Source organism: Methanobacterium sp. BRmetb2, from assembly GCA_003491285.1.
Taxonomy (GTDB): domain Archaea; phylum Methanobacteriota; class Methanobacteria; order Methanobacteriales; family Methanobacteriaceae; genus UBA117.
Genome location: CP022705.1, coordinates 1584203 through 1607267, shown reverse-complemented (window position 1 = coordinate 1607267; position 23065 = coordinate 1584203). Strand labels below are relative to the sequence as shown.

Sequence of the window (23065 nt, the reverse complement as noted above, 5' to 3'; positions counted from 1 at the left end):
AATGAAAAACTCATTAAGTAAGTAAAATAAATTTTTAAATGGTGAGTATATGGTTGAAAATTCAGGAAAAATAGATAAAGAATTTGAAGCCCAATTAAAAGGTAAAATGGGCTGGAAATGTGCATGTTCACTGGATGTAGTAGATAAAAAAACTGAACTAAAACAGGTGACCTGTAAGGGATGTGGAAAGGTATTCAAAACCAATCGCGAAACAGAATATTGTTTCGATTGTGGAATTAAACTAAAAAAATAATATTAGATGTTCAGTGAAAGAAATATATTATCAAAGAAGTTGTAGGTAGTTGTAGGTGATATTATGAAAGAGGAATTACTATCTAAAGTTATTAAAATTGCAGATTTAATAGATTATCAGAAAGGAGCAGTAGTAAGTAATGAAATTATAAAAAAAGAAACTGGAACTGTCACCATATTTGCCTTTGACCAAGGCGAGGGCTTAAGCGAACATACAGCCCCATTTGATGCCATGGTTCAGATTATTGATGGTGAAGCCCAGATTACCATCGCCGGTGATAAAAATCATTTAAAAGCAGGAAATATGATTATTATGCCTGCCAATATTCCCCATGCCCTACATGCTGTCCAAAAATACAAAATGATATTAACTATGATAAAATCCTGATACAGTAACTCATTCGTCTTTTATTTTTTTAAATAACTTATTTTTAATATATTTATGTAATCCTTAATTTTTGCATTATTAATTTTGAATAATATCACAATAGGCTCATTTATTTCAAAAATACTGATTTTGGATAATTAGAGAAAACTTTTTATACTCTACATTTTTAAACTAAACTTGAATATTTATAAAATAAAATTTAAAAAAAGTATTAAAGTTTAAAGTGTTAGTTCATAACGATGGTGATCTATGTATGCATCATAAATTTGCTATTTTTCCTTTCACGGCCATAGTTGGACAGGAAACCCTTAAAAAATCCTTGTTGATAAATGCTATTGATCCTTATATTGGTGGAGTTCTTATTAAAGGGGATAAGGGTACAGGAAAATCTACTGCAGTCAGATCTCTTTCTTATATTCTGCCAGAGATCCAGATCGTTGAAGGGTGTCCATTTAACTGTCATCCACAGGATGAAAAACTCATGTGTAGATCCTGTCAGCAGAAATATCAACAACATGGAAGACTTCCTTCAGTGAAAAAACACATGGAAATCGTGGAAATGCCCTTATCAGCCACTGAAGATATGGTTATAGGCACTATTGACATTAAAAAAGCTATTAAAAAAGGAATTAAAGCTTTAGAACCCGGTATTCTTGCCAGGGCAAATCGGAATATTCTTTATATTGACGAAATCAACCTTTTAGATGATCATCTTGTGAACATACTCCTTGACAGTGCAGCAATGGGAGTCAACATCGTGGAAAGGGAAGGAATATCACTTTATCATCCATCCAAATTTATAATGATTGGGACCATGAACCCTGAAGAGGGCGAACTGCGTCCCCAAATACTGGATCGTTTTGGATTATCTGTTGAGATCCGGGCCCTTGAGTTAAAGAAGGAACGCCTTAAAATAATGAAGTATCGGCGAGAATTTGACCAGAAACCCCGGAATTTTGAAAAAAAATTCCAAAAAAAACAGAAAACGCTTGAAAAAGAAATAATAAATGCCCAAAAAATTTTACCTACAGTTCATGTGTCTCTGGAAATGCTGGAAAAAATGGTGAAAATCACAACTGAATTGGGAATCAAAACCCACAGGGCAGATATTGTACTGGAAAAAACTTCAAAGGTGTTATCAGCATTGGATAACCGGAAAGAAGTCAATACGAATGATATAAAGGAAGCTGCTCTAATGGCGTTGCCCCACCGGATTAAACAGCTCCCATTTCAAAAAGAAGAAGTTTTCACCCCGGAAATCGTAGAAACTCTTTTGCAGAACGAACCACAGGAAGAAGTCTTTGAAATAGACCATAACTACAATCTCAAAAAAAATATAACCAGACAGAAAGCTATGGATGCTTTACAAGGTAAAAATAGCTCTAAAGTGACAGGTAACAGGGGCATGTACTTTAAAGCCGGAGAAAGTAGGAAACCTCGAAATATTGCAGTGGATGCTACAGTACGTAAGGCTGCCAGAGAAAGTAAAGAAATAGGCAAATTTGTGGTTCTTCCAGAACATATAATGGAGAAAATTCGAGTCAATACAGGCAAAGCGCTTTATATCATATTACTTGACTCTTCTTCATCTATGCGTTTGGATAAAAAGATAGGATTTGCTAAAAGTCTTTCCTGGCTTTTACTGAAAGAATCGTATGAAAAAAAGAACAAAGTAGCATTATTAGCTTTTAGAGGCGATGAAGCTGAAGTACTGGCACATCCTACCTCTAATTTAAACAGGATAGAAGAATCTCTTGAAGGATTACCTACTGGAGGGAAAACACCTCTTACACCTGCTCTTTATCAGGCCCTTGAGATGGCCAGTAAAGAAAAAAGAGCCACACCCACCATAATCGTTATCAGCGATGGTAGAGGAAATGTTTTCCTTGAAGAAAACCTGGAAAATGATTTAAAATTAATTGAAAATATGGTGAATGGTATAAACCTGGTTTTTGTTAATGCAGAAAGTAAAAAACGTAGTATTAGGATTTTAGAAGATATATCCTCTACTTTCAATGCACCTCATTTCTACATGGAAGAAATAATATAAAAAACAGTTAAAAGGATAAACTGGGAACTAGCAGAGGATTTAATATCTTTAATAAAATGTATTTGAACCAATTGGATTTTTTTTGATGGGTAAAAAAACATTAAATGGAGGAAGAGTTTTTATGAAGAAAATACTTGCCATAACAACCATTAACAACACCCTCTCTCTCAAAGAAGCAATAGATAAGATCAAAAAACAATACACTGATCTATTGCAGATCAGGAAGATATACTTGGAAGAGTATGAAGATCCTGCCATGCCGCTGGATGATATTGTAAAGAGTATAAATGAATCTGATATAATAATAATAGAAATTATGGGTGATGTTCGCCTAACTCGGGAACTTCCTGGTCTTTTAGAAGGAAAAAACAAGACCGTGGTCGTTCTAGCTTTTGGGCCCAGTCCATTGATTCATCTACTTTCTATGGGTAAACTTAAAGGTTTAGATCTCCTACAAGTTTTCCATGAAAAAGGACTTAACTTTGACCAGTACTTGCAAAAAAGTAAGGAAAATGAGCTACGGGAAAAAACAGAGGAACTTCTAGATCAAGATGTTATGGAAGATGTCAAACACTGGCTTCAGGCCAGAGAATATTACCGTCAGAGTGAATCTGAAAACCTGAAAAATTTTCTCCTGTTCCTCCTTAAAAATTACACAGATATTGATGGTCTGAAAAAAATTGATGATCCAGCTCAAAACCCATCAAACGGACTTTACCTTCCCTATCAAGGTATCTATCATGATCTGGAAGATTATAAAGAGAAAATAGATTACAACTCTGAAAAACCAAGTATAGGAGTACTATTTTATAGTGGAATGCATTTTGACGACACCAGACCACTGGCTGAGGCCATCTATGAACATCTTCGAGATGATGCCAATATTTTAGTTGTATTCTCCAATGTGGAGGATAATATTAAGACTATCAACAAGTATTTACAGGATATTGACCTCTTCATCAACCTGCAGTATTTCCAGATAAATGGAGGACCACTGGGAGGAAACCCTAAACACACAATCCATTACTTTCAGAAAGAGAATGCGCCTTACATCATAGGCCTCAGGGGCTATGAAACCAATGTACATGAATGGAAAAAGCAGGAATATGAACTCAATCCACTGGAAATTATTTTGGGAGTAACTCTACCAGAACTGGATGGAGGAATTGAACCTATTTTTATAGCTGGCCTGGAAACTGTGATAGATCCAGAAATGGGGCGGGTAAAATTTATCAAGGTTCTGCCAGATAGAATAGAAAAACTGGCTGCAAGGATTAGAAAATGGTTGACATTAAGAAAAAAAGAAAACAAATATAAACATCTGGCTATTTTAACCTATAATTATCCTCCTGGAGAGGAAAATCTTGGCATTAGTGGCTATCTCGATGTTTTTTCCAGTTTAGGGATTTTTCTGGAAAAACTTCATGATAAAGGGTATCAGATAAAGCTTCCTGAAGGCAAGATTAAGGATCTTTTCCTGGAGGAAGGTGGTGTAAATAATCCTAAATATCACCAAAAGTCTGGTCTAAGGTTTAAAACTCAAGATTATATTTCATGGTTTAATCAACTCCCTAAAATTGTGCAAAAATCAGTTATTTCAAATTGGGGTGAGCCACCAGGTGATATTATGGTTGAAGGAGATGAAATTATTCTCCCGGGATTTTCTTTGGGTAATGTCTTTTTAGGAGTACAGCCCAGCAGAGGAGTTCATGAAGATCTGGCAAATTCGTATCATGACAAGAATTTACCACCTCACCATCAGTACTTGGCATATTATTGTTTTCTGGAGGAAATATTTCGTGCAGATGCGTTATTACATTTTGGAATGCATGGAACTCTGGAGTTCACCCCCGGAAAACAGGTCGGTCTCTCTTCTTGTTGTTTCCCTGATCTTTTGATTGGAACAATGCCCCACATTTATTATTACTGGGTGGGAAACACGTCAGAATCCACTATAGCAAAAAGACGCAGTTATGCCCAGTGCATATCATATGCATCACCACCTATGAAAATTTCGGGATTGTATGAAGATTATTTAACCTTGGAAGAGCTTTTAAACCAGTATATGGAAGAAAAAGATGAAAAAACAAAGAATTTAATTTTTGAAATAGCAGATGAACTTCATATACCCCCTAAAATTGATGAAATAAGTCATGAAATCTATAAAATGAAAAGAAAGCTCATACCTAATGGATTTCATATTATGAATAGGCAAATTCAGGGCGAAGATCTCATTAATTATCTGCTTGGAGTTCTTCGTATGGATAGAGAATACCCTTCTATCCTAAAATTACAGGCCCAACATGAAGGATTAATCTGGGAAAATGTAAAAAACACTCCCATGATTGTTAAAGTCGAAAATAGGGCAAAAAAGATTATAGAAGATGTAATAAATGGAGTGGCTACACCTTGGCTTCCAGAAGGATATGGAGATTATATCAATGAAATAACAAGTAATATTGATAACTCAAAAGAAGCAGAAGGACTTTTAAATGCTCTGGATGGATGTTATATCACGCCAAGCAGGGGTGGTGACCCAATAAGAGATCCGGATGTCTATCCCACCGGTAAAGCCATGTATGCATTTGATCCCCGTCAGATACCTACTGTAACTGCTGAAATTAGGGGTCAAAGAGCTGCTGAACTGTTGCTGGACTCGTATCATAAGAAGTATGGACAATACCCTCAAAGGGTGGGAATTGTTCTTTGGGGCTTTGAAACCATGAAAACAGGGGGTGATTCCCTGGCTACTATACTGGCCTTAATGGGCGTTCGAATTAAACACCAAAAGGGGCCATGGTTTAAAAATCTGGAAATAATACCCTTAGATGAGATTGGAAGGCCCAGAATAGATGTTACCGTCACCATTTGCGGAATTTTCAGGGATACCCTTGCCACCCATATAGAGTGGATAAATAGGGCCGTGCGTATGGTAGCTCATCTTGAGGAACCTTCAGGAAAAAATTATGTAAGACAGCATTATTTAGAGGATCAGGAAGAACTTGGAAATCTGGCATTGGCACGAGTATTCGGCCCTGCTCCAACTGAATACGCCACCAGTATAAGGTCACTGGTGGAAAATGGAAACTGGCAAAAAGAAGAAGAATTAGTAGAAAACTACAGAGAAAGCATGTGCTATGTCTATCAGGAAGATGGAGCTCAGGAAAATGTGAAAGCATTTAATAGTGCCATGGAAGGAGTAGATCTGGTCAGCCAGGAAAGAGATAACAGTGAATATGAAGTTACAGATCTGGACCATTACTACGAATTCCTGGGAGGTCTTTCCAGTACTATAGAAAGTCAAAAAGGTGAACAGGTAGAGATCATGGTGGTAGACAGCACCGAAGAGGAAATACATGTTGAAAATTTAGCAAAAACCATACAAAGAGCCACTAGAACCCGTCTTTTAAATCCTAACTGGATAGAAGGAATGTTAAAACATGAGTTTCATGGTGCACAAAAGGTTCAAAATAGTTTAGAGCATCTTTTAGGCTTTGCTGCAACAACTCATCAGGTGGAAAGCTGGCTGTTTGATGAAGCAGCAGATAAACTTCTCTTCGATGATGACATGCGGAAGAAAATCCAAGAAAACAATCCTTACGCTGCAGTGAAAATGGGAGAAACATTGCTAGAAACTGAAAAACGAGGTTACTGGAGAACAAACGAAGAAAAAATAAAGGAGTTGAGGAATTTAATAATAAATATGGAGTCAAATCTGGAATAATATTGCTTTTAACTTCATTATTTATATTATCTTCTTCTAGAGGATATATATTATATATAACATTATCAAAAGCCTAAGAAAAAACAATGTGACAAACAATGAATATCAATGAAAATAATCACAAACCTGTTAAAAAGCTGAAAGGATTATTTTTTTTATATATTCACCTGCACTTTCAATAGCCTCTTGGCCCTCATTTAAACTGGAAGAAAAGATCTGCCAGCAGTGAAACATTTCAGGCCATTCTTCTAAAGAAATGTCAACGCCCGAATCAGATGCTTTATTGTAAAATTTGTAGATACTGTCCCTGAGTATTTCATGGCCTCCCACCTGCAAATATATTGGAGGTAAACCCTCCAAATCAGCATAAATAGGAGACACTAGGGGATTTTTGGGATCTTCTCCTTCGAGATAGAATTCTCTTACCCTGTCCAGTCTGTCCTTACTGATCCAATCATTGTCTTCATTGGTTTTTATTGAATCACCTGGAAAGAGCATGTCCACTGCAGGTGACATACAAACTGTTGCAGCTGGTAGTTTCTGGCCTTTATTTTTAAGAGATAGTAATGTGGCTAAGGCTAGAGTTCCTCCTGCTGATATACCAGCTAAAATAATATGGGAAGGTTCCATCCCCTGTTTTACAAGCCATAAATATGAGTCTAAACAATCGTCAACTGCAGCTGGGAACGGTTGTTCTGGAGCCAAACGATAATCTGGACTGAAAACACTAAGTCCTGATGCTTTAGATAATTTTCCACATAAATCTAGATGACTTTTGGTAGAACCCATATTAAAACCGCCCCCATGAAAGAATAGGATGGCATAATCTGGTTTTGTATTGTTGGCTTTTATTTTGTAGAAATGAATGTGGTTAATACAGTAGTTTTCCAGTTCAAGTACCTGATTGGAACTGAATTTGAGGTAAAATTCTTCAAAATCCCGGCGTAACTCGTCAATATTTTCTTTTTGTAGAGAAAATTGTTGATTTATTATGTTTAACATTTCCGAAGCTTCATAATTATTCATAAAATCCCTTTTTTAGATAATAACTTATTTTTCTTTTTTATTTCGATTAAGGTTATACTATTTAATAGTGGTGGAATCAATACCAATTTACTGTTAGATTTTAGTTAATATTTAAATAATTTATATCCTAAATCTTTTAGAGTTCAGAGGAATACAAATGAAAATTAATGAAGAAGTTCATGCCATAAAAATACCATTCCAAATAAAGATGGAAACTGGTGCTCTACTTGATAGGTTTGTTTATGTTTACCTAATTTATGGCAAAGAAGCAGTATATCTTATTGACAGTGGTGTTTCATCATCTCAAGAACTAATTTGCGGTTATCTAAAAAAAACAGGGAAAAATTGTGAAGATTTGGCCCTTATAATCCATACCCACGCGCATCCTGATCACATTGGAGCTACTAAATCTTTAAAAGAAGTATCCAATTTGGCTATTGCCATTCATCCCCAAGAAACATCCTGGCTGGAAGATACAGAAAAACAGTTTAGGGAACGGCCTGTACCAGGATTTCATGAACTGGTTGAGGGATCAGTCAAGGTAGATATGGCCCTGGAAGATCATGATGTTATTGAATTAGAAGAAAATCTCCATATAGAGGTTATCCATACTCCAGGGCACTCCCCTGGCTCTATTTCACTAATAATTCCAGAGAAGAAGGTCCTCTTTACAGGGGATGCCCTACCTGTTGCCGGTGAAATGCCTATTTATGACGATTTTAATGAATCAATTGATACCCTTAAGAAGTTAAAGGATCTGGAAAATATTGATTTCGTCCTAGGATCGTGGGATAACCCTAAAACATTTAAAGAAGCTCAAAAATCAATAGATGATAGTATTGAATATTTGGAGTACATAGATCAACTAGTTTCTGAGTTTAAAAAAGAAAATGAGTCGATAGATGCATCCCAACTGTGTAAATATGTGTTAAAAGAGTTGGCTTTGCCAGAATCAGCAGCTAATCCTTTAATTTACAGATCACTAAAGTCACATCTTAAGCATATTTAAATAGAGTATAACCTAAAATCCAAATAATTATTAGGTTTGTGATATTAAGCGAGGTTAAAATGAAATTAAGGATCAAAACATTAATGTTAATTGGAATTTTATTTATGACCTTAATTTTGGTTTTATTTGTTATTTCGCAAACCATATTTCTCAATACATTCAATGAACATGAAAAACAATACACATCTTTAGAAGTTACAGATGTTAATTACACTTTAAACAATGAAATATCCAATTTAAAGAAAATAAATATGGATTGGGCCGAATGGGATGACACCTACTCATTTGTCGGAGGCGATTACCCTGGATTTGTTGAAAATAACGTGCTTCCCGAAACATTTGAACGTCTAAATGTTAACCTCATACTATTTTTGGATAAGGATAGGCAGATTGTTTATGGAAAAGCCGTTAATTTGGAAGAAAATAAAGAAATTAGCTTTCCTTCAAATCTTAATAGAACGTTATCATCTGACGATCCTCTTATTGGCAGTAATTCAAGTGAAGGTACAGCAGGGATTATCATAACCCAGTACGGCCCTATGATCATCAGTTCTCAACCGATTTTAACCAGTTCTGGTGACGGCCCTGCCCAAGGGACCCTTATAATGGGACGTTTTTTAGGTCAAACTGAATTAAACCGTTTATCAAATATAACTAATAGTTCTGTGTCATTAGAAAATTATAATGATTCTAATATGCCCCCTGATTTCCAAAAAGCGCGTTTTTCACTTACAACAACTAATCCTATATTTGTACAGGCACTAGGGCCAAATTCTATTGCAGGATACATTTCTTTAAATGATATTTATGGAAATCCTGCTCTTATTTTAAAAACTGAAATACCAAGAGTAATTTATCAAGATTATCAGGGCAGTATTATCTACTTAATTGCTTCCCTTATATTGTTGGGACTTTTATTTGGAGTCTTGACCTTATATTATTTGGATAAAAACATTTTAAACCGACTGGAAAAAATAGTAAGCGGAGTTGTAAAGATAGGTGAAACCGATGATCTATCAAAAAGAGTGTATGCAGAAGGTGATGATGAATTAGCTAATCTAGGCCGATCCATCAATGAAACATTTGATTCTCTTGAAAAATCTGAATATAAATTAAGAGAGAGTGAAGAGAGATACCGAAATATCTTTGAAAATACTGGAACTTCAATGTTAATACTGGATGAAGATTTGAATGTTTTTCTGGTAAACAAAGAATTTGAAAATGTTTTCGGTTTCTTTGAAAAAAAATTAGAAGCCAAAATGAATTGGATTGATTTGATTGCCTATCCTGATAATGATAAAATATGGAATTATCACAATAAAATATTAAATGAACGAAAAATTAGCAAAATTCCCGAAACCTATGAATTAGAATTAAAGAATAAAAGAGGAGAGATAGGGGATTTCTTAGCGACATTTAATAATATACCCAATACTGAAAGAATTTTAGTATCCCTGATCGACATATCTGATCGTAAAAAAGCAGAAAATGAGATTAAATCTTCTTTAAAAGAGAAGGAAGCACTTCTTCGAGAGATACATCACCGTGTTAAAAATAATATGCAGATAATATCCAGTCTCATATCGCTTCAGTCTGCCGAAGTTTCTGATGAAAAACTGGTCAGTCTTTACAAAGAAACTGAGAACAGGATACACTCTATGGCTCTGGTCCATGAAAATCTTTACCAATCACATGATCTTTCACATATTGGTTTATCACAATATGTTCAAAATCTAGTAGAAGATCTAATTTACTCTTATGGAGTAAGCAATGCTATCGAAACAGAAATTGAGGTACCCTCTATTGAAGTAAACCTGGAAACGGCCATACCATTAGGTCTTATAATTAATGAGATGGTATCCAATTCAATAAAACACGCCTTCCCTGATAAAAAAGGTAAAATCATGGTTAAACTAGAGATAGATTCTGATGAAAACTTGATTTTAATGGTTAGTGACGATGGTGTGGGTTTACCTAAAGATAGTGATATAGATTCCATCAAAAAATTTGGACTGAAATTGATTCAAGCCCTAATTCAGCAGCTTGATGGTAAATTAACTTTTGAGAGTAAAAATGGAACAACATTCTGTATTAAATTCAAAGAATTAGAGTATGGAAAAAGGTTTTAATTACCATTTTTAGATTTTAATGTATAATGGGAATTTTTATCGATTTGGTCGCTTGGGGAGTTTTTCCCCATAGCTCGGATAATTTCACCATTCTTGTAACAGTCATTATGCTCTTCTTCTCATTACAAATCTTGAGATTACAAAATCAAGAGTTAAATGAATTTGGTTTGGAAGATGAATACAATAAAGTTATGATGGGATCTATTTTTTCATGGCTTTATTGATATTAAACTATTCAGGAAGATATTTATGAGCAATAAGCGCCCCTGCAACTGCAATAAAAGCCGTCAATATTAAGCTTACGTCCATACCATATACAAATGCCTGGGATGCTGCATTTATAAGTGCATCTCCTGAGTTTCCTAATTCTTTGCCAATATTGATTGCCCGGGGGATCCCTAAAAGTGCACTGCTTGCTAGATCAGGGGGTAAACTCTGTAGAATCTGTGATCCAGATAATTTTAGGACATAGAGTGACTGGGATATTGAACCAATTATGGCAATCCCAAATGATGACCCGATCTGTCTTATAGCTGCATTGGTAGCTGAACCCTGTCCAGCCCTATCCCGGGGGATAGAACCCATTATCGCATCTGATGCAGGAACCTGTACCATGGTCATCCCCAGACTCACCAGAATAAGACCAACTAGAACAATCAAATAGGTAGAACTGGTTCTTTCTATTCCAAATAAAAATAAACCCGCTGCCATGATGATAAATCCACCAATTACAACTTTTCTTTTAGAAAATTTATTAACCAACAATGGTATTTTAGGAGAACCATATAGAAGGACCAATGCGAATGGGAAAAGAGCTAAACCTGCTTGGAACGGAGTAAAATCCTGTACAAATTGAAGGTACTGTGTTAACATGTAAATCAGACCAAAAAGAGCGAAAAAAGATATGGCTATGGAGATTACTCCTGAACTAAATTCAGGGATCTTAAAAAAATTAATATCCAGTAACGGATGTTTGAGTCGTCCCTCGTACCATATAAATAGATATACCAGAACTGCAGAAAGTATGAACGCAAATATAACACTTATATTTAACCATCCTATCTCCGGACCCTGGATTATCCCATAAAACAGACTCATTAATGCTATAAATGATATTAAAGCTCCTTTTAAATCTAGTGCAGGAGCCTCAGAAGCTTTTGAGTGTGGTACTAGTAAGGATATGGCCACTAGTCCTATGATTACAATGGGGATGTTCACATAGAATACCCAGCTCCAATGGAAGTAGGTTAAAATCACACCACCTGCTAAAGGTCCTACTGCAACTCCAATACCTGACATTCCAGCCCAGGTTCCTATGGCTTTTTGTCGCTCATTATCAGGGAATATATTGGTAATGAGACTCAATGTTGCAGGCATAAGCAGTCCTCCCCCAATACCCATAATACCCCGCATTAATATTAAGGTGAGGGGATTAGTAGATAATCCTGCCCCAAAGGATCCGGCGCCGAAGATGATCATACCAATTAAAAGCGCCCATTTACGACCATATTTATCTCCTAGTGATCCTCCCAGCAGAATAGTACTTCCAAAAATTATGATATATGCTGCGTTAATCCAGACCAACTGGGCAGATGTGGTATGTAATGCTGTAGCAATAGTAGGTAAGGCCACGTTAAGGATGGTACCGTCAATACTAACTATGATCAGTGGTATGCAGATTGCGCCTAAAGCCCACCAACGTTTATCATAAAGTTTTTCTTCTTCTGAGCCCGTCATATGAAATATCCCCGAAATTTAAAGATTATATAATATTTTTTTTATTTTCAGTTATTAATATCTTTATTGATAATGATTTTAAGCAGAACAGATTAATATAAAAATTGTCTACAAAGACTTATTAAAATGTACGATCAGGTTGATTAATTTGAGCTTTAATAAAAGTGAAAATAAAGTTTCAAACCTTGAAATACTGGGAAAAAATAAGAACTGGACTATTGTTGAAATTGAAATTCCCTCACCCATTACAATCCATGAGGATGTTCCCATCAAATTTATTTACAAAAATATTCAACATATTATAACCTTCAAATTGATTGAAAGTCCTCTTAACCCTTTTAAAAAGGCCGAATCAGAATTTATGGAAATTATGGAGGACAAATATGGGATAGTTAACCGTTCGTTGGTGACGCTTTATATTGGAAAGCATATTGATCCCTCCACATTAGTTGAGATGAACATTATATCCCCTTGCCGTACAATACCTGAATTATTACAACACAGTATTGATGCTTTAAACTATTTTATTGAAAGATATAGAATTGTTTCTGGTAAATACTGGGTTGAAACTGTTTTTTATAAGATGATAACCAGTTACCGGTTTAAACTAATTGTAGACATAGAAAAATTAGACAAGGGACATATTGAAAATCCAAATATTTACTGTATTAAAAGCCAACCTGAATACTTATCTGATTTTGAGTTGCAAAAATTGAAAAAATACCTGAAAAATGAAAATCTTCCATTATGGAAATCTTTATTAATGGATGCTAAGGATTATCAGCTACGAGGCCATTATCGTGAAGCAATTTATGCAATTAATGGTGCCTTAGAAAATTTCCTTAAAATAGAAGCTAATAAAAGAATGAAAAAAAGTTTAGACGAAGACGAAATTGATACTTTTTTACATGGAAAACCAGATTATGATGAATTTTTCTTAAAAGACTATATTAATAAAGACTCATTTGATAAAGCTACTCATGAAGGAATCATTAAAAATGAACCTCCATCTGTCTATCAAATTTTGAAAAAATGCCATAACTGCCAACCATTCAATGATTATGATAAGCTTAAAGAATTAATTTCTATAATAAGAGCTAAAAGAAATATAAGTGTTCATGGAAAAGAGTATGCCTATAAATTAGAAAAAAACGCTTATAATGCCATAAATGCTTTTGAAAAATTTATTAAAAGATTTAAAGATGGAATAGATTAAAAATTTTTTTAATATCTTGATCTGTTATAAAATCAATTTTTCTTGATTAATTTCATCATCTCATTACCACCTTTTCTAAATTCATAATCCACATTAACCAACTCAAAATCTGCCGTATCTCCTAATTCATCCATAATACGTGAAACATATTCAGACTTCATACTACGGCTTTTAACTAAGGGATAAATTCTAATTTCCCTGGCCACCCTTAACATCTCAAAAATTGATTTTTTATGGAATTCATAGCTTAAACGGTGATCATAAATAAAAAGAAAATGTGAACACAAAATCAAAGAAAAAAAATCATCATTAAACGGCATATTAATTAAATCAGCTTTAATATAACTTTTTTTCTGGTTTTGTTTATAATCTTCTGCAAATTCGTGGCAGACCAAAGTTCTCTGTCTTTTAAGATCATCCAAATCTTTGAAATATCCCCATAAAAAGTGATTTTCCATATCATTTAAGGCCTCTACAAGAATGTTCAGATGGTTTATACATTTATCCTCCAGATATTCCGGTTTTTTATCATATAAAACGTCTAAAGCAGTTACATCATATCCCTGCTGGTTCATTTTCGCAGCAAAAGAACTGGCACCTGATGCACAGTCCAGAATCTTTCCCTTTTTTAGGATGGAGGTGGTTAAATTGAACATTTTCATATACTCCTGCCAGCTCCTCCCAATAAAAAGTGGCCCCTTAATTTTTGAGTTATTACCCATATTATCCGAGTATAATTTATTAAATAATATTTTTTCCGATTTTTACTTGTATTAAAATGAAACAGGTCTAATAAAAACTGTATCTAACAATCTTTTTGACATTTAGATCAAATATATTTATATTTGGGGTACGCATACCAGTAATTGACCATTTGGTGATGGGGGTTCTTTTATAAAGAACTCATTTTAATTATATCTGTATTGACTATGGGGATTCTGATTAGTTTTAACCTATCCCATGCTGTCAATGAAACAGATACTGTAAATAATCTGGAACAGACAGATGATACATCTCCACCACCTGCTCAAGAAAAAAGTGATTCTGGTACTGAAACTAATACTTCAGAAGCTAACACTACTTTAAACAAAACTTATTCAATTCAATCATCAACTTCTACTACTGTTAAAAGTCAATATTTAAATTCTAAAGGATACTGGGTGTGGTCCAGCTATGCCAATTCTGTTAACATTGCCAGTTTAAAGAAACAGGGTTTTACTGATATATATATTTTAACTAAAGGATCTCCGGGTGAAATAAATTATAGTGCTTTGAGTACCATTATCAATAAGGCAAAGGAAGTGGAATAAGAGTTCATGCCTGGATAGTTTGTTTTAAAGATGATAGCAAATCTTCAACCGGCTGGATTAACCCCAGCAACACTGATTATCAAAATTATTTGCTAAATATTATTTCAAACGTTACTAAAAACTATAACGTAAATGGTATTCATCTTGATTATGTACGGTATTCTGGTGTTGCATCTAAAAATCGTGCTGCCTATCAACAAACACCCCACGGGGCAGAAATTATAACTGATTTTGTCCGTAAAGCTTATCAAAAAGTCAAATCCATTAAAAGTAACGTGGCTGTATCAGCAGTTATTAAAGCTGAAATATCAGCAAGTAAGAAATATTATGGACAGGATTATGGGGCACTTGCTAACTGGCTCGATTTGATGGTTCCCATGATTTACAAAAGCAACAATGATAAAGATACTTCATGGATAGCTACAACCACCAAGTATATTGTATCAAAAACTAATGGAACACCAGTAATTGCTGGTTTAGAAAATTACAGTCTAAATCCTAGTTTCAAACCATTATAAACACTTGCAGTAAATTAGGATATTAAAATAGCCCAGGTTAATGGAGCTATTGGTACTGTTATCTTCAGATATGGTATAACTACAACTAGTAAGCCTAAAGATGTGAAAATTGTTAAATACTATACTAAAAAAGAAAAGAAATGGTACAAATACCATGAAAGATAGAAATACGAATGGGCATATAAATTGGTAAAAATTGCCTATAAAATTTATTAAATTTTTTTATTAATATTGCAATGGTGCTTTTGTGTTTAATGAAAAAGAGGAACCTATAATTTCTTTTAATCAAATCTGTCCTGAATGTGGTGTTGGAAATCCTGAAGAGGCTAAAATCTGTCTTTTTTGTGAGAAAAATTTAGATGAAGTAATCCTATTTCTGGAAGATGACTCTTTTGATCTGGAACTTAACAAGAAAGCTATTTTAGAGTACCGGAAAAAATTCTGGGGAAAAGAAAGAACAGGCAAAGTTAATAAATATTATTTGGAGAAAATAGAGAATGTAGAGTATGGTGATCCAGTTTCAAGATTCATATTCAATTATGATCAAAAAAGGATTGTAATTCCCTTGAAAAAGGAAAATTTAGAGAAACTGAAAAAAGCTTTAAGTGAATTTTTTAAGTAAATTATCATAAAATTTTAAAAGGATTATTAAGATTAAGAATAGTAAAAAGTGAATTTAATATTATTTAATCATGAAACACCTTTTTTTACTGAGTAATATTTGTTTAAACATTTTATCTGTCTTTATTTTGTTAAATATTTCTTGAGAAAAGATCAAGTTTATATACTACTTTAGATAAGTATATATATGTGTGTAGTATGCACACATCACACCCCCCCTAAATACATAAAAATGGTTTCAACCATTAAAAACTACTTTTTTTCGAGTTGAAACCAGATATTTAACTTCCAGAGACAAAGAGTCCATTTTTTCCCTCCTAAAAAATCTTTTCTCTGGAAGTCTCTATATTAAAGCATGATATGCTGCTTAAAAACTAATTTTATACAAATTTACCAATAAAAATTAAAATTAAATAATTTTAAGGATCAAATTAAATATTAATCGAATAATATCTCTGATTTTTATCTATTTAATGTTTATTTAAAAAATTCAATATTAATTCCAATAGATAGGGAATATTTTCAGGAACCAACAGATTATGTCCAACATTATCCACAATTTTTAATTGTGAGTTAATGATCGAATTGTGCAATTGCCGAGAAAAATGTGGTGGTGTGAAAATATCATTCTTACCAGAAATAATTAATGTAGGTTGGGATATAAATTCTATTTCATTTTTTAAATTGAATCTGATAAGTGCATCAATTATATTAATCAATGCAGAGGCAGAATTCATTTCCAAACATAATTTTCTGCCAGCATCTAATTCTGATTCATGTTTATTTAGAAACTGAGGTGTAAGTACTAGTTTGATGGCTTCATCATAGAAAGATCCACAGCCTCCATTTAATAGTTTGTCCCTGAGTATTCGAAAGTTTTTTTCCAGATCCCCATCCACATAACTAAATGTTGACAGTAAAATCAGAGAAATAACTTTTTCGGGATTATCCAGTGCAAATTGTTGAGCTACTACACCTCCCAATGAAAATCCCACGATGTGCACTTTTTTCACATTTAAAGCATTTAATAAGTTTTCAACATCGTTGGAGAATTTTTTAATGGAATAAGGAGTTTCTGGTTTATCTGATCTTCCGTGTCCTCTTAAATCCATTGAAATTACGCGATAATCTTGGATTAAGTCTCCTTTAATTATTTGCCAAATGTCAGCACTATCACTAAGCCCGTGCAACAATAAAACAGTTTCACCACTACCTTCATCATTGTAATATATCTTAACGTAGTTGGTTTCCCCAGACATAAATATAACCGTGATTTGATTAGTTACATTGATTATTCTTTGTTTAACTGAAGTTTTAAGTTAAATATCATGGACCAGGCTTCTTCAACTTGGGGTGAGAGTTCAGAGGAAGCTAAACTGATGAATTTTTCCAGACATTCTATGGCCTCTTCATGCTTATCCATGAATCTTAAGGTGGAACCTTTACCTGCCCAAGCCATTATATTGTTGGGATTTAATCTCAAGGCTTCATCATAACATGAAAGTGCTTCTTCATACCTTTCTAAACTAAATAATGCCGAACCTTTATTATTCCATGCTTCATCATCATCACCATCTATTTCAATTGCATGGTTAAACGAGTTTATAGCCTCTTCAAATCGTTTAAGAGTAGCTAAAGTGACACCCATATTGATCCATGCCTTGGAATTTGCTGGATCTAGATCTAAAGATATTTCAAAGGATTCTAGTGCTTCTTCGAATTTTTTGGCTCTAGACAATGCCACTCCCCGATTGTCCCAGATTCGAGAATTGTCTGGATCGACTTCTATTGCTCGATCATAATGGTAAACTGCCGCCCTTACCTCATCCATTTTAAGATGCTCATTGGCAGCTCTCAAATATGATCTGACTTTTTCTAGTTTTTCATTATCATTATCATTGGATTTGTTCATTTTTAACACTTATCTGGTAAATTTTAGATTTAACTACGATTTAGATGATCTGTAACTATATCTGCAAGTATTAGATGATCTGTAAATTATTTCTGTTATTATTAGATGATCTGTTAATAAGAATAAATCTAAATAAAAAAAAGGTTAAAAAAAATGGGCTTGTTGATTTTCAGGTTTTATTCTTCTGGTTCCACGAAAAGGAATATTCCATTTATAACTAACCATAATCCAATTAGTATTCCAAGATATAGCGGATCAAAGGCATAAGTACCTAGTATAATGTATAGTATACCAAGAATTATACTGATCACACCACCCCAAAGGGCATATTTTCGTTCACGAGCAAATAATGAAACTATACCTGATATTATCAGGAATATACCAGCCAGGTAAAGTAAGAATCCTGCTAAAAAGCTGAATAACAAGATATTCAGCAGTAAGTCAACACCTATTACCAAGGCTATAATTCCAACTATCAAGTTCAATGCTGCAGCAGCTTTACTGTCACTCCATACATTAATTCCAGCTAAAAGGAGCCAAATACCAATTAAAAGTATTATAAATCCAGTGAGAATGCTAGCAGCTACTACTCCCGCAATCGGGAATGCTATTACTATAAGACCTAGTATTATTGCTAAAATACCGAAAAGTTTATTGTTCATAATATACACCTCCCCAAAGTTTCAACAAGCCCATCTAATTCTATGTTATTTTCCATTATATTATTTCTAACATAAATAGATTGATGATTTAATCAATAATACTAAAATAGAAAGAATACCTATCCAAAAATCTTCTATTAACTTCGTTATAATGAAATAATTTTCTTTAAATATTTTCAAACCATTAAAATTTAAAAAATAGATTAGAATCTGAGTTAAATTCTATTAAATTACTCAATTTCGGCCACAATAGAACATGGCGCACTGTCAATATTTTTTATCTGCCAAGGGCAGACAATTAAGGTTTTGATTTTATCACTGGCAGAAATATCATTAAAATCCAAATCTTCAATTAACAGTACAGGTTCTCCAAAACTTTCTTCTTCCTTAAATGCAGTGATATGCGATTTTATGGATGTTTCTGTGTCAGCATAAGGTGAAATAGATACACTATCTATGCCCATGCAGCGGATTTTAGGAAAATTTTTTCTAATATATTCTATTACCTCTGGTGATATTCCAGGATTTAGTGTAAGATATTTCTCCTTGTCGCTTTCCCTGAACCTGCAAAATCCTGTTTTAAATAGTATACAATCAAAACCGTCGAGATCAACATCAGTAATATCAATAATTTCTATAAGTTCTCTTTCCTCTTTAATAATTTCAATGATTAATGGATTGGTAAAAATAAACTCAGTGGCAGAGTATTCCATTATATTCTTCGCTCCCTTGATAAAATGTCCAGGGGCATCGATGTGGGTGCCTGAATGGTTTTCAACAGTTATGATAAATGTGTTATAACCATCTCCCCTTGATATTTGATTATTAGGTATTATGACTGGTTTTTTCAGTCCTATGTGAACTGGTGAGTTTTCAGCTATCATGTAAGAAAGTGTTTTGTATTTCATGATATCCCTTAATTAATCTGTATGATTTAGTAAATAATTTATTGGTCTAAAATTAGGGATTTATTTAAATTGAATTTAGTTACTTTACACAATCCAGGTCAGGTATGTGCGGTTTTATATCTACCAGGGAAGAACCATCAAGTGCATCAAGTCCTCTTACTGTTAAAATATCATCTTTCGTTTCTAATAGATCAACCATACAGAAGGCAATTGGATTGGGCCGGCTAGGGGCTCTTGTAGCAAAAACACCCCTTTTTTCTGTTTGTCCTGGTGGAATAACCTTTAAAATATCTCTGGATGAACGATCCTGCCAATAGAGGATTATTAAATTTTTATATGCACCGATATTATCTAACCCTTTAATAAATTCAGGAAATACTTCAATTTTACTTAAATTCTCAGAATTTCTTCCCTGTCGAGGTGCATCACCCCTTTTTTTATAGGGAGAATGTATAATTCCTATAGGTTTAAGATTCATATTTTCATATTTGTGGAATAGAATTTATAAAACTTTTTAAAACATTTTTTAGAATAAAACGGCCAAGTCCTCTTTAGAGACAGTATCATTTTTTATGATAATATTTTTATCTGGTTCTGCATATAGTAAATATAGAAAGAAGAGGACTCTTTATGCTAACCCATGAGCCTTTAATAAAAATCAGCCACTCCAAGATTAGATGCTACCAAAGGAAGCAGAAAAAGAAAACCAGATCAGGAGAAACACATACATATACTGTTACACAGTACGTTATCATCCTTAAACATGACCAACCCTTCGAATGTGAGGATGATGTTAGCATAATTAAATCTGAAGATTATTTCAGAATAGATGACCGGCTAAGTAAACAGAAACAGGAATACAACGAGTTTCTGGAAAAATTGAATCAACAGGAAATTGAGATTAAAAACCTTAAAACTCGATTAAGAAAATTTGAAAAAAAGGATGTAGATTCTAAATTAAAAAAACTGGAACAAATAGAACTTAAACTCAACCAGTTAAATGAAGATTATAAACACAAGGTTAAGGAACTGGTTAAGGTCAAAAAAGAGTTAGAATCAAAAAATGAGATTATAAAAGAATTAGAAGATAAAGGTTTTATGGGAAGGATCCTGGATCGTTTTAAAGATTCTAAAGAAGATTAAAAAAAGGAAAATGTCTAAAATTTAAATTAAATTATTCTTTCTAAAATATCTGAAGGTTCAATGTTAATTAGAACATAGTCACCGATGTCTGTAATTTCTCCTTCACCTACTGTAAAATTTTTTTTCTTAAATCTAGTACTGCCTTTAACAATTACATTGTTTATGAGACATTCTTTAGGTTCTATAATCAGATCTTCAACTTTCCCTGCATCCACACCTTTCTTGGCAATAACTGTTTTTCCAATAAATTTGTTGTAGTTTATTTCTAATTTCTTAATTTTTCCCAGATCCTCAGTGCCGAATTTTACTTCAGCAGCTTGTTTATCTATATTTAATAGTATGTAATCTCCAATATTTGCTATATCGCTTTCATCTATGCTAAAATAGTCTTTTCTTATAGCACCGCCAGTGGATATAATCACACGATCAATTAAACATTTCTCGGGTTTAATGACCAGATCCTCAATTTTACCTATTTCTACACCATCATTATCAATTACAGTTTTTCCTATAAATTCACTCGCCTTCATTTTTATTCCCCTTTCAAAACCACTAACTTTTAAATAATTCATATTAATCCTAAACTATATTTTGTTGTTTGAACAAATTATATTTTGCTAAGGTGTTCTATAAAATGGAATTGAAATGTTTAATAAATAACATGAGGGGGGACATTTTATGAATAAAAAAACCATAATACTGGTTTTGGCCATATTTTTAGCAGTTTCTTTTACTTTTGGTTGCACAAACTCACAATCTGATGGTGAAGACCAAAGTGGAGATCAGCAAGAAGATGGACAAACCCAGGACGCATCTGAGGGACAGGATAATGATGGACAGGAAGATTCATCTGGTGATGATGAAGGAACACAGCAAAAATGACTACCACCTTTACTAATTAATAGTAAACGCCTTAATTTCGGAGAGATTTAAATGGCCTTGTATAACTTAGATGAAATACCTGAAACCATAAAATGCAGTAAATGTGGAAAGGAATCTAAAGAAATTGAGGGAAGTTATCAACACAGTGTTAATTTTGTTTTAATTGATTATAAATGTTGTTCATGCGGTAATATAGAAAGAAGACAATACGGCAAACCAGTTGGCATTATTGATTGAAATACTTTATTTTTTGTTTAATAAATTATAATCTTCCTTAAACTTATTTTTAAGATATATTAAAACCCACTTAGATTAATTTTGGATATTAATAACTCTTAAAAACATCATAAACTAATCTCAATTATCAATTAATCTTTTTTACCTACTGCTGCCAAGTAAATTGCAAATTCATCTTCTCCATCTACTCCCAAAAGTTCATCAAGATATTCCTGATCATAGGCCCCTATGGTACATGTTCCAGCACCAATGGCTTCACAGGTTAGATACATATTCTGGCCTACATGTCCAGCATCCATGGCAATAACTTTGTGGGAATCAAGTCCATATCTCCATTCCATCCGGTAAGGTATGGCAGTCCATATAAAGGTCACTGCAGATTCACCGGCAAATCTCTGACCAAATGTAGCAGTGATCATCTCATTTCTTAGATCCTCTTTTCTAAACTCTAAGAGTAACTGATGAGTTAAGGGCAGATATCGATAAACACCCATATCCAAATGTTCCACGTTGAATACTGCTAGATAAGTCTCCAGAGCATGTCGACATCCCGCAGATGGTACATTACGAAATGCGTAGGGTCCTGCTACCTGTCTGACTCCCTGGGTGGCCCACAAAAGAAATGAAAGTTCCTCTAGTGAAATTTCAGTTTTAGTAAATGAACGTTGGCTCTTCCTATTTTTTATAGCCTCTGCCAGGCTGTAATCATATCTAGTTTCCCAATCTTCTATAATTAGATTTACCTTTTCAGCGTCTTTTGGATAAGGTTTTTCTAAGGGCGGGGCTGTGATACCCCTGTTTTGATCAGTTTGGGAAAAATCAATGGTTTTTCTGATACTATCCTTTAGGAAGTATCTATACTTCTGATAAACTTTTTTACTATCTTTCATTAAATCATCCCCCTATAATTAGTTTTTTTTGAATAATAAAAATAATGTATTAATGATGGCTGGCGACTAATCATTGGGTATATGCTATTATTTTATAATCTCTTTGGATTTAACTGTTGATGATTCTGCACCCATTTAGTTAGCAGAATTTATTGATTGATCATCAATTAAATAAGTAACCGCATATATTTTGGGATAAAGATTTTGAAAATTTATTTTAAAATCTGAAGAGTTAAAAATTTTTTAGATAATTAAATAAAAGATTAATGAAAAAAAGGTAATCAATATCATTAGTTCATCAGCAAAAATAGATGTAACCTTATCTAATAAATGGAGAAATTGTAACAGATAACGTTATTTTAGCTGTTTCAGTCTCCCATTTCCGCTTGTCAGGTGTGGGTGCAGTTAAGGAATATTCAAAAGAAGGATTATATATTTCTTTGTAAATAAT

23 protein-coding genes and 1 pseudogene are annotated in these 23065 nt (G+C 33.5%); 14 read left to right on the top strand and 10 right to left on the bottom strand.

What is annotated here, in order from left to right; all coding sequences use genetic code 11:
- The first annotated feature begins 49 nt into the window (after positions 1-49).
- From CIT01_07975 to bchH, 4 genes are all read left to right on the top strand, one after another.
- Positions 50-253, top strand: a complete 204-nt coding sequence (locus tag CIT01_07975) for a hypothetical protein (protein AXV38139.1) — start codon at positions 50-52, stop codon at positions 251-253.
- Positions 254-316: 63 nt separating this feature from the next.
- A complete protein-coding gene (locus CIT01_07970) occupies positions 317-640 on the top strand; it encodes a cupin (GenBank protein ID AXV38138.1) in 324 nt (107 codons plus the stop codon).
- Positions 641-893: 253 nt separating this feature from the next.
- Positions 894-2690 (top strand): hypothetical protein, encoded by a 1797-nt coding sequence (locus tag CIT01_07965; GenBank protein AXV38137.1) that lies wholly within the window; start codon positions 894-896, stop codon positions 2688-2690.
- A gap of 85 nt (positions 2691-2775) precedes the next feature.
- A complete protein-coding gene (gene bchH / locus CIT01_07960; protein ID AXV38136.1) occupies positions 2776-6414 on the top strand; it encodes a magnesium chelatase subunit H in 3639 nt (1212 codons plus the stop codon).
- Between the two features lie 129 nt (positions 6415-6543).
- On the opposite strand, the gene CIT01_07955 is transcribed toward bchH, so the two are convergent.
- Complete coding sequence (locus tag CIT01_07955; GenBank protein ID AXV38135.1) at positions 6544-7440, bottom strand: hypothetical protein; 897 nt, start codon at positions 7438-7440, stop codon at positions 6544-6546.
- A 157-nt stretch (positions 7441-7597) separates the two neighbouring features.
- Here CIT01_07955 and CIT01_07950 point away from each other — a divergent pair, with 157 nt between their 5' ends.
- Genes CIT01_07950 through CIT01_07940 form a run of 3 tightly spaced genes read left to right on the top strand, consistent with a single transcriptional unit; the run spans position 7598 to position 10802 of the window.
- A complete protein-coding gene (locus tag CIT01_07950) occupies positions 7598-8449 on the top strand; it encodes an MBL fold metallo-hydrolase (GenBank protein AXV38134.1) in 852 nt (283 codons plus the stop codon).
- A 59-nt stretch (positions 8450-8508) separates the two neighbouring features.
- Complete coding sequence (locus CIT01_07945) at positions 8509-10578, top strand: hypothetical protein (protein ID AXV38133.1); 2070 nt, start codon at positions 8509-8511, stop codon at positions 10576-10578.
- A 26-nt stretch (positions 10579-10604) separates the two neighbouring features.
- Entirely contained in the window at positions 10605-10802 is a 198-nt protein-coding gene (locus CIT01_07940; protein AXV38132.1) for a hypothetical protein, read from the top strand.
- Positions 10803-10809: 7 nt separating this feature from the next.
- Here CIT01_07940 and CIT01_07935 read toward each other — a convergent pair whose 3' ends face one another.
- Positions 10810-12315 carry a hypothetical protein gene (locus CIT01_07935; protein ID AXV38131.1) on the bottom strand — a complete coding sequence of 502 codons (1506 nt, stop codon included), beginning with the start codon at positions 12313-12315 and terminating at the stop codon, positions 10810-10812.
- Between the two features lie 148 nt (positions 12316-12463).
- On the opposite strand from CIT01_07935, the gene CIT01_07930 reads away from it, so the two are divergent.
- Positions 12464-13531 carry a hypothetical protein gene (locus tag CIT01_07930; protein ID AXV38130.1) on the top strand — a complete coding sequence of 356 codons (1068 nt, stop codon included), beginning with the start codon at positions 12464-12466 and terminating at the stop codon, positions 13529-13531.
- Between the two features lie 32 nt (positions 13532-13563).
- Here the strand turns inward: CIT01_07930 and CIT01_07925 are convergent, their stop codons facing one another.
- Entirely contained in the window at positions 13564-14187 is a 624-nt protein-coding gene (locus CIT01_07925; GenBank protein ID AXV38129.1) for a hypothetical protein, read from the bottom strand.
- 273 nt (positions 14188-14460) lie between these two features.
- On the opposite strand from CIT01_07925, the gene CIT01_07920 reads away from it, so the two are divergent.
- From CIT01_07920 to CIT01_07910, 3 genes are all read left to right on the top strand, one after another.
- Positions 14461-14841 carry a hypothetical protein gene (locus CIT01_07920; protein AXV38128.1) on the top strand — a complete coding sequence of 127 codons (381 nt, stop codon included), beginning with the start codon at positions 14461-14463 and terminating at the stop codon, positions 14839-14841.
- Complete coding sequence (locus CIT01_07915) at positions 14838-15359, top strand: hypothetical protein (protein ID AXV38127.1); 522 nt, start codon at positions 14838-14840, stop codon at positions 15357-15359. Before CIT01_07920 ends, CIT01_07915 begins: the two co-directional genes overlap by 4 nt.
- A 247-nt stretch (positions 15360-15606) precedes the next feature.
- Positions 15607-15981 carry a hypothetical protein gene (locus CIT01_07910; protein ID AXV38126.1) on the top strand — a complete coding sequence of 125 codons (375 nt, stop codon included), beginning with the start codon at positions 15607-15609 and terminating at the stop codon, positions 15979-15981.
- Positions 15982-16450: 469 nt separating this feature from the next.
- Here CIT01_07910 and CIT01_07905 read toward each other — a convergent pair whose 3' ends face one another.
- The 5 genes from CIT01_07905 to tsaA form a co-directional block, all read right to left on the bottom strand.
- Entirely contained in the window at positions 16451-17239 is a 789-nt protein-coding gene (locus CIT01_07905) for a hypothetical protein (GenBank protein ID AXV38125.1), read from the bottom strand.
- A 32-nt stretch (positions 17240-17271) separates the two neighbouring features.
- Complete coding sequence (locus CIT01_07900; protein ID AXV38124.1) at positions 17272-17892, bottom strand: pilus assembly protein PilF; 621 nt, start codon at positions 17890-17892, stop codon at positions 17272-17274.
- A gap of 176 nt (positions 17893-18068) precedes the next feature.
- Positions 18069-18554 carry a hypothetical protein gene (locus CIT01_07895; protein ID AXV38123.1) on the bottom strand — a complete coding sequence of 162 codons (486 nt, stop codon included), beginning with the start codon at positions 18552-18554 and terminating at the stop codon, positions 18069-18071.
- A 230-nt stretch (positions 18555-18784) separates the two neighbouring features.
- Positions 18785-19462 carry a cyclase gene (locus CIT01_07890; protein AXV38122.1) on the bottom strand — a complete coding sequence of 226 codons (678 nt, stop codon included), beginning with the start codon at positions 19460-19462 and terminating at the stop codon, positions 18785-18787.
- Positions 19463-19541: 79 nt separating this feature from the next.
- Positions 19542-19940: a tRNA (N6-threonylcarbamoyladenosine(37)-N6)-methyltransferase TrmO gene (tsaA, locus tag CIT01_07885; GenBank protein ID AXV38121.1), complete on the bottom strand. Its 399-nt coding sequence runs from the start codon at positions 19938-19940 to the stop codon at positions 19542-19544.
- A gap of 152 nt (positions 19941-20092) precedes the next feature.
- Here tsaA and CIT01_07880 point away from each other — a divergent pair, with 152 nt between their 5' ends.
- Positions 20093-20605: a hypothetical protein gene (locus CIT01_07880; protein ID AXV38120.1), complete on the top strand. Its 513-nt coding sequence runs from the start codon at positions 20093-20095 to the stop codon at positions 20603-20605.
- A 302-nt stretch (positions 20606-20907) separates the two neighbouring features.
- Here the strand turns inward: CIT01_07880 and CIT01_07875 are convergent.
- Positions 20908-21135, bottom strand: a pseudogene (locus CIT01_07875) (photosystem reaction center subunit H).
- 148 nt (positions 21136-21283) lie between these two features.
- Between CIT01_07875 and CIT01_07870 the strand changes: the two are divergent.
- Positions 21284-21487, top strand: coding sequence for a hypothetical protein (locus CIT01_07870; protein ID AXV38119.1), 204 nt, complete (start codon positions 21284-21286; stop codon positions 21485-21487).
- Positions 21488-21538: 51 nt separating this feature from the next.
- Positions 21539-21724, top strand: coding sequence for a hypothetical protein (locus CIT01_07865; GenBank protein ID AXV38118.1), 186 nt, complete (start codon positions 21539-21541; stop codon positions 21722-21724).
- A gap of 131 nt (positions 21725-21855) precedes the next feature.
- Here the strand turns inward: CIT01_07865 and CIT01_07860 are convergent, their stop codons facing one another.
- The gene (locus CIT01_07860; GenBank protein AXV38117.1) at positions 21856-22614 is read right to left on the bottom strand and encodes a thioester oxidase; all 759 of its coding nucleotides are present in this window, start codon (positions 22612-22614) and stop codon (positions 21856-21858) included.
- Between the last annotated feature and the right edge of the window lie 451 nt (positions 22615-23065).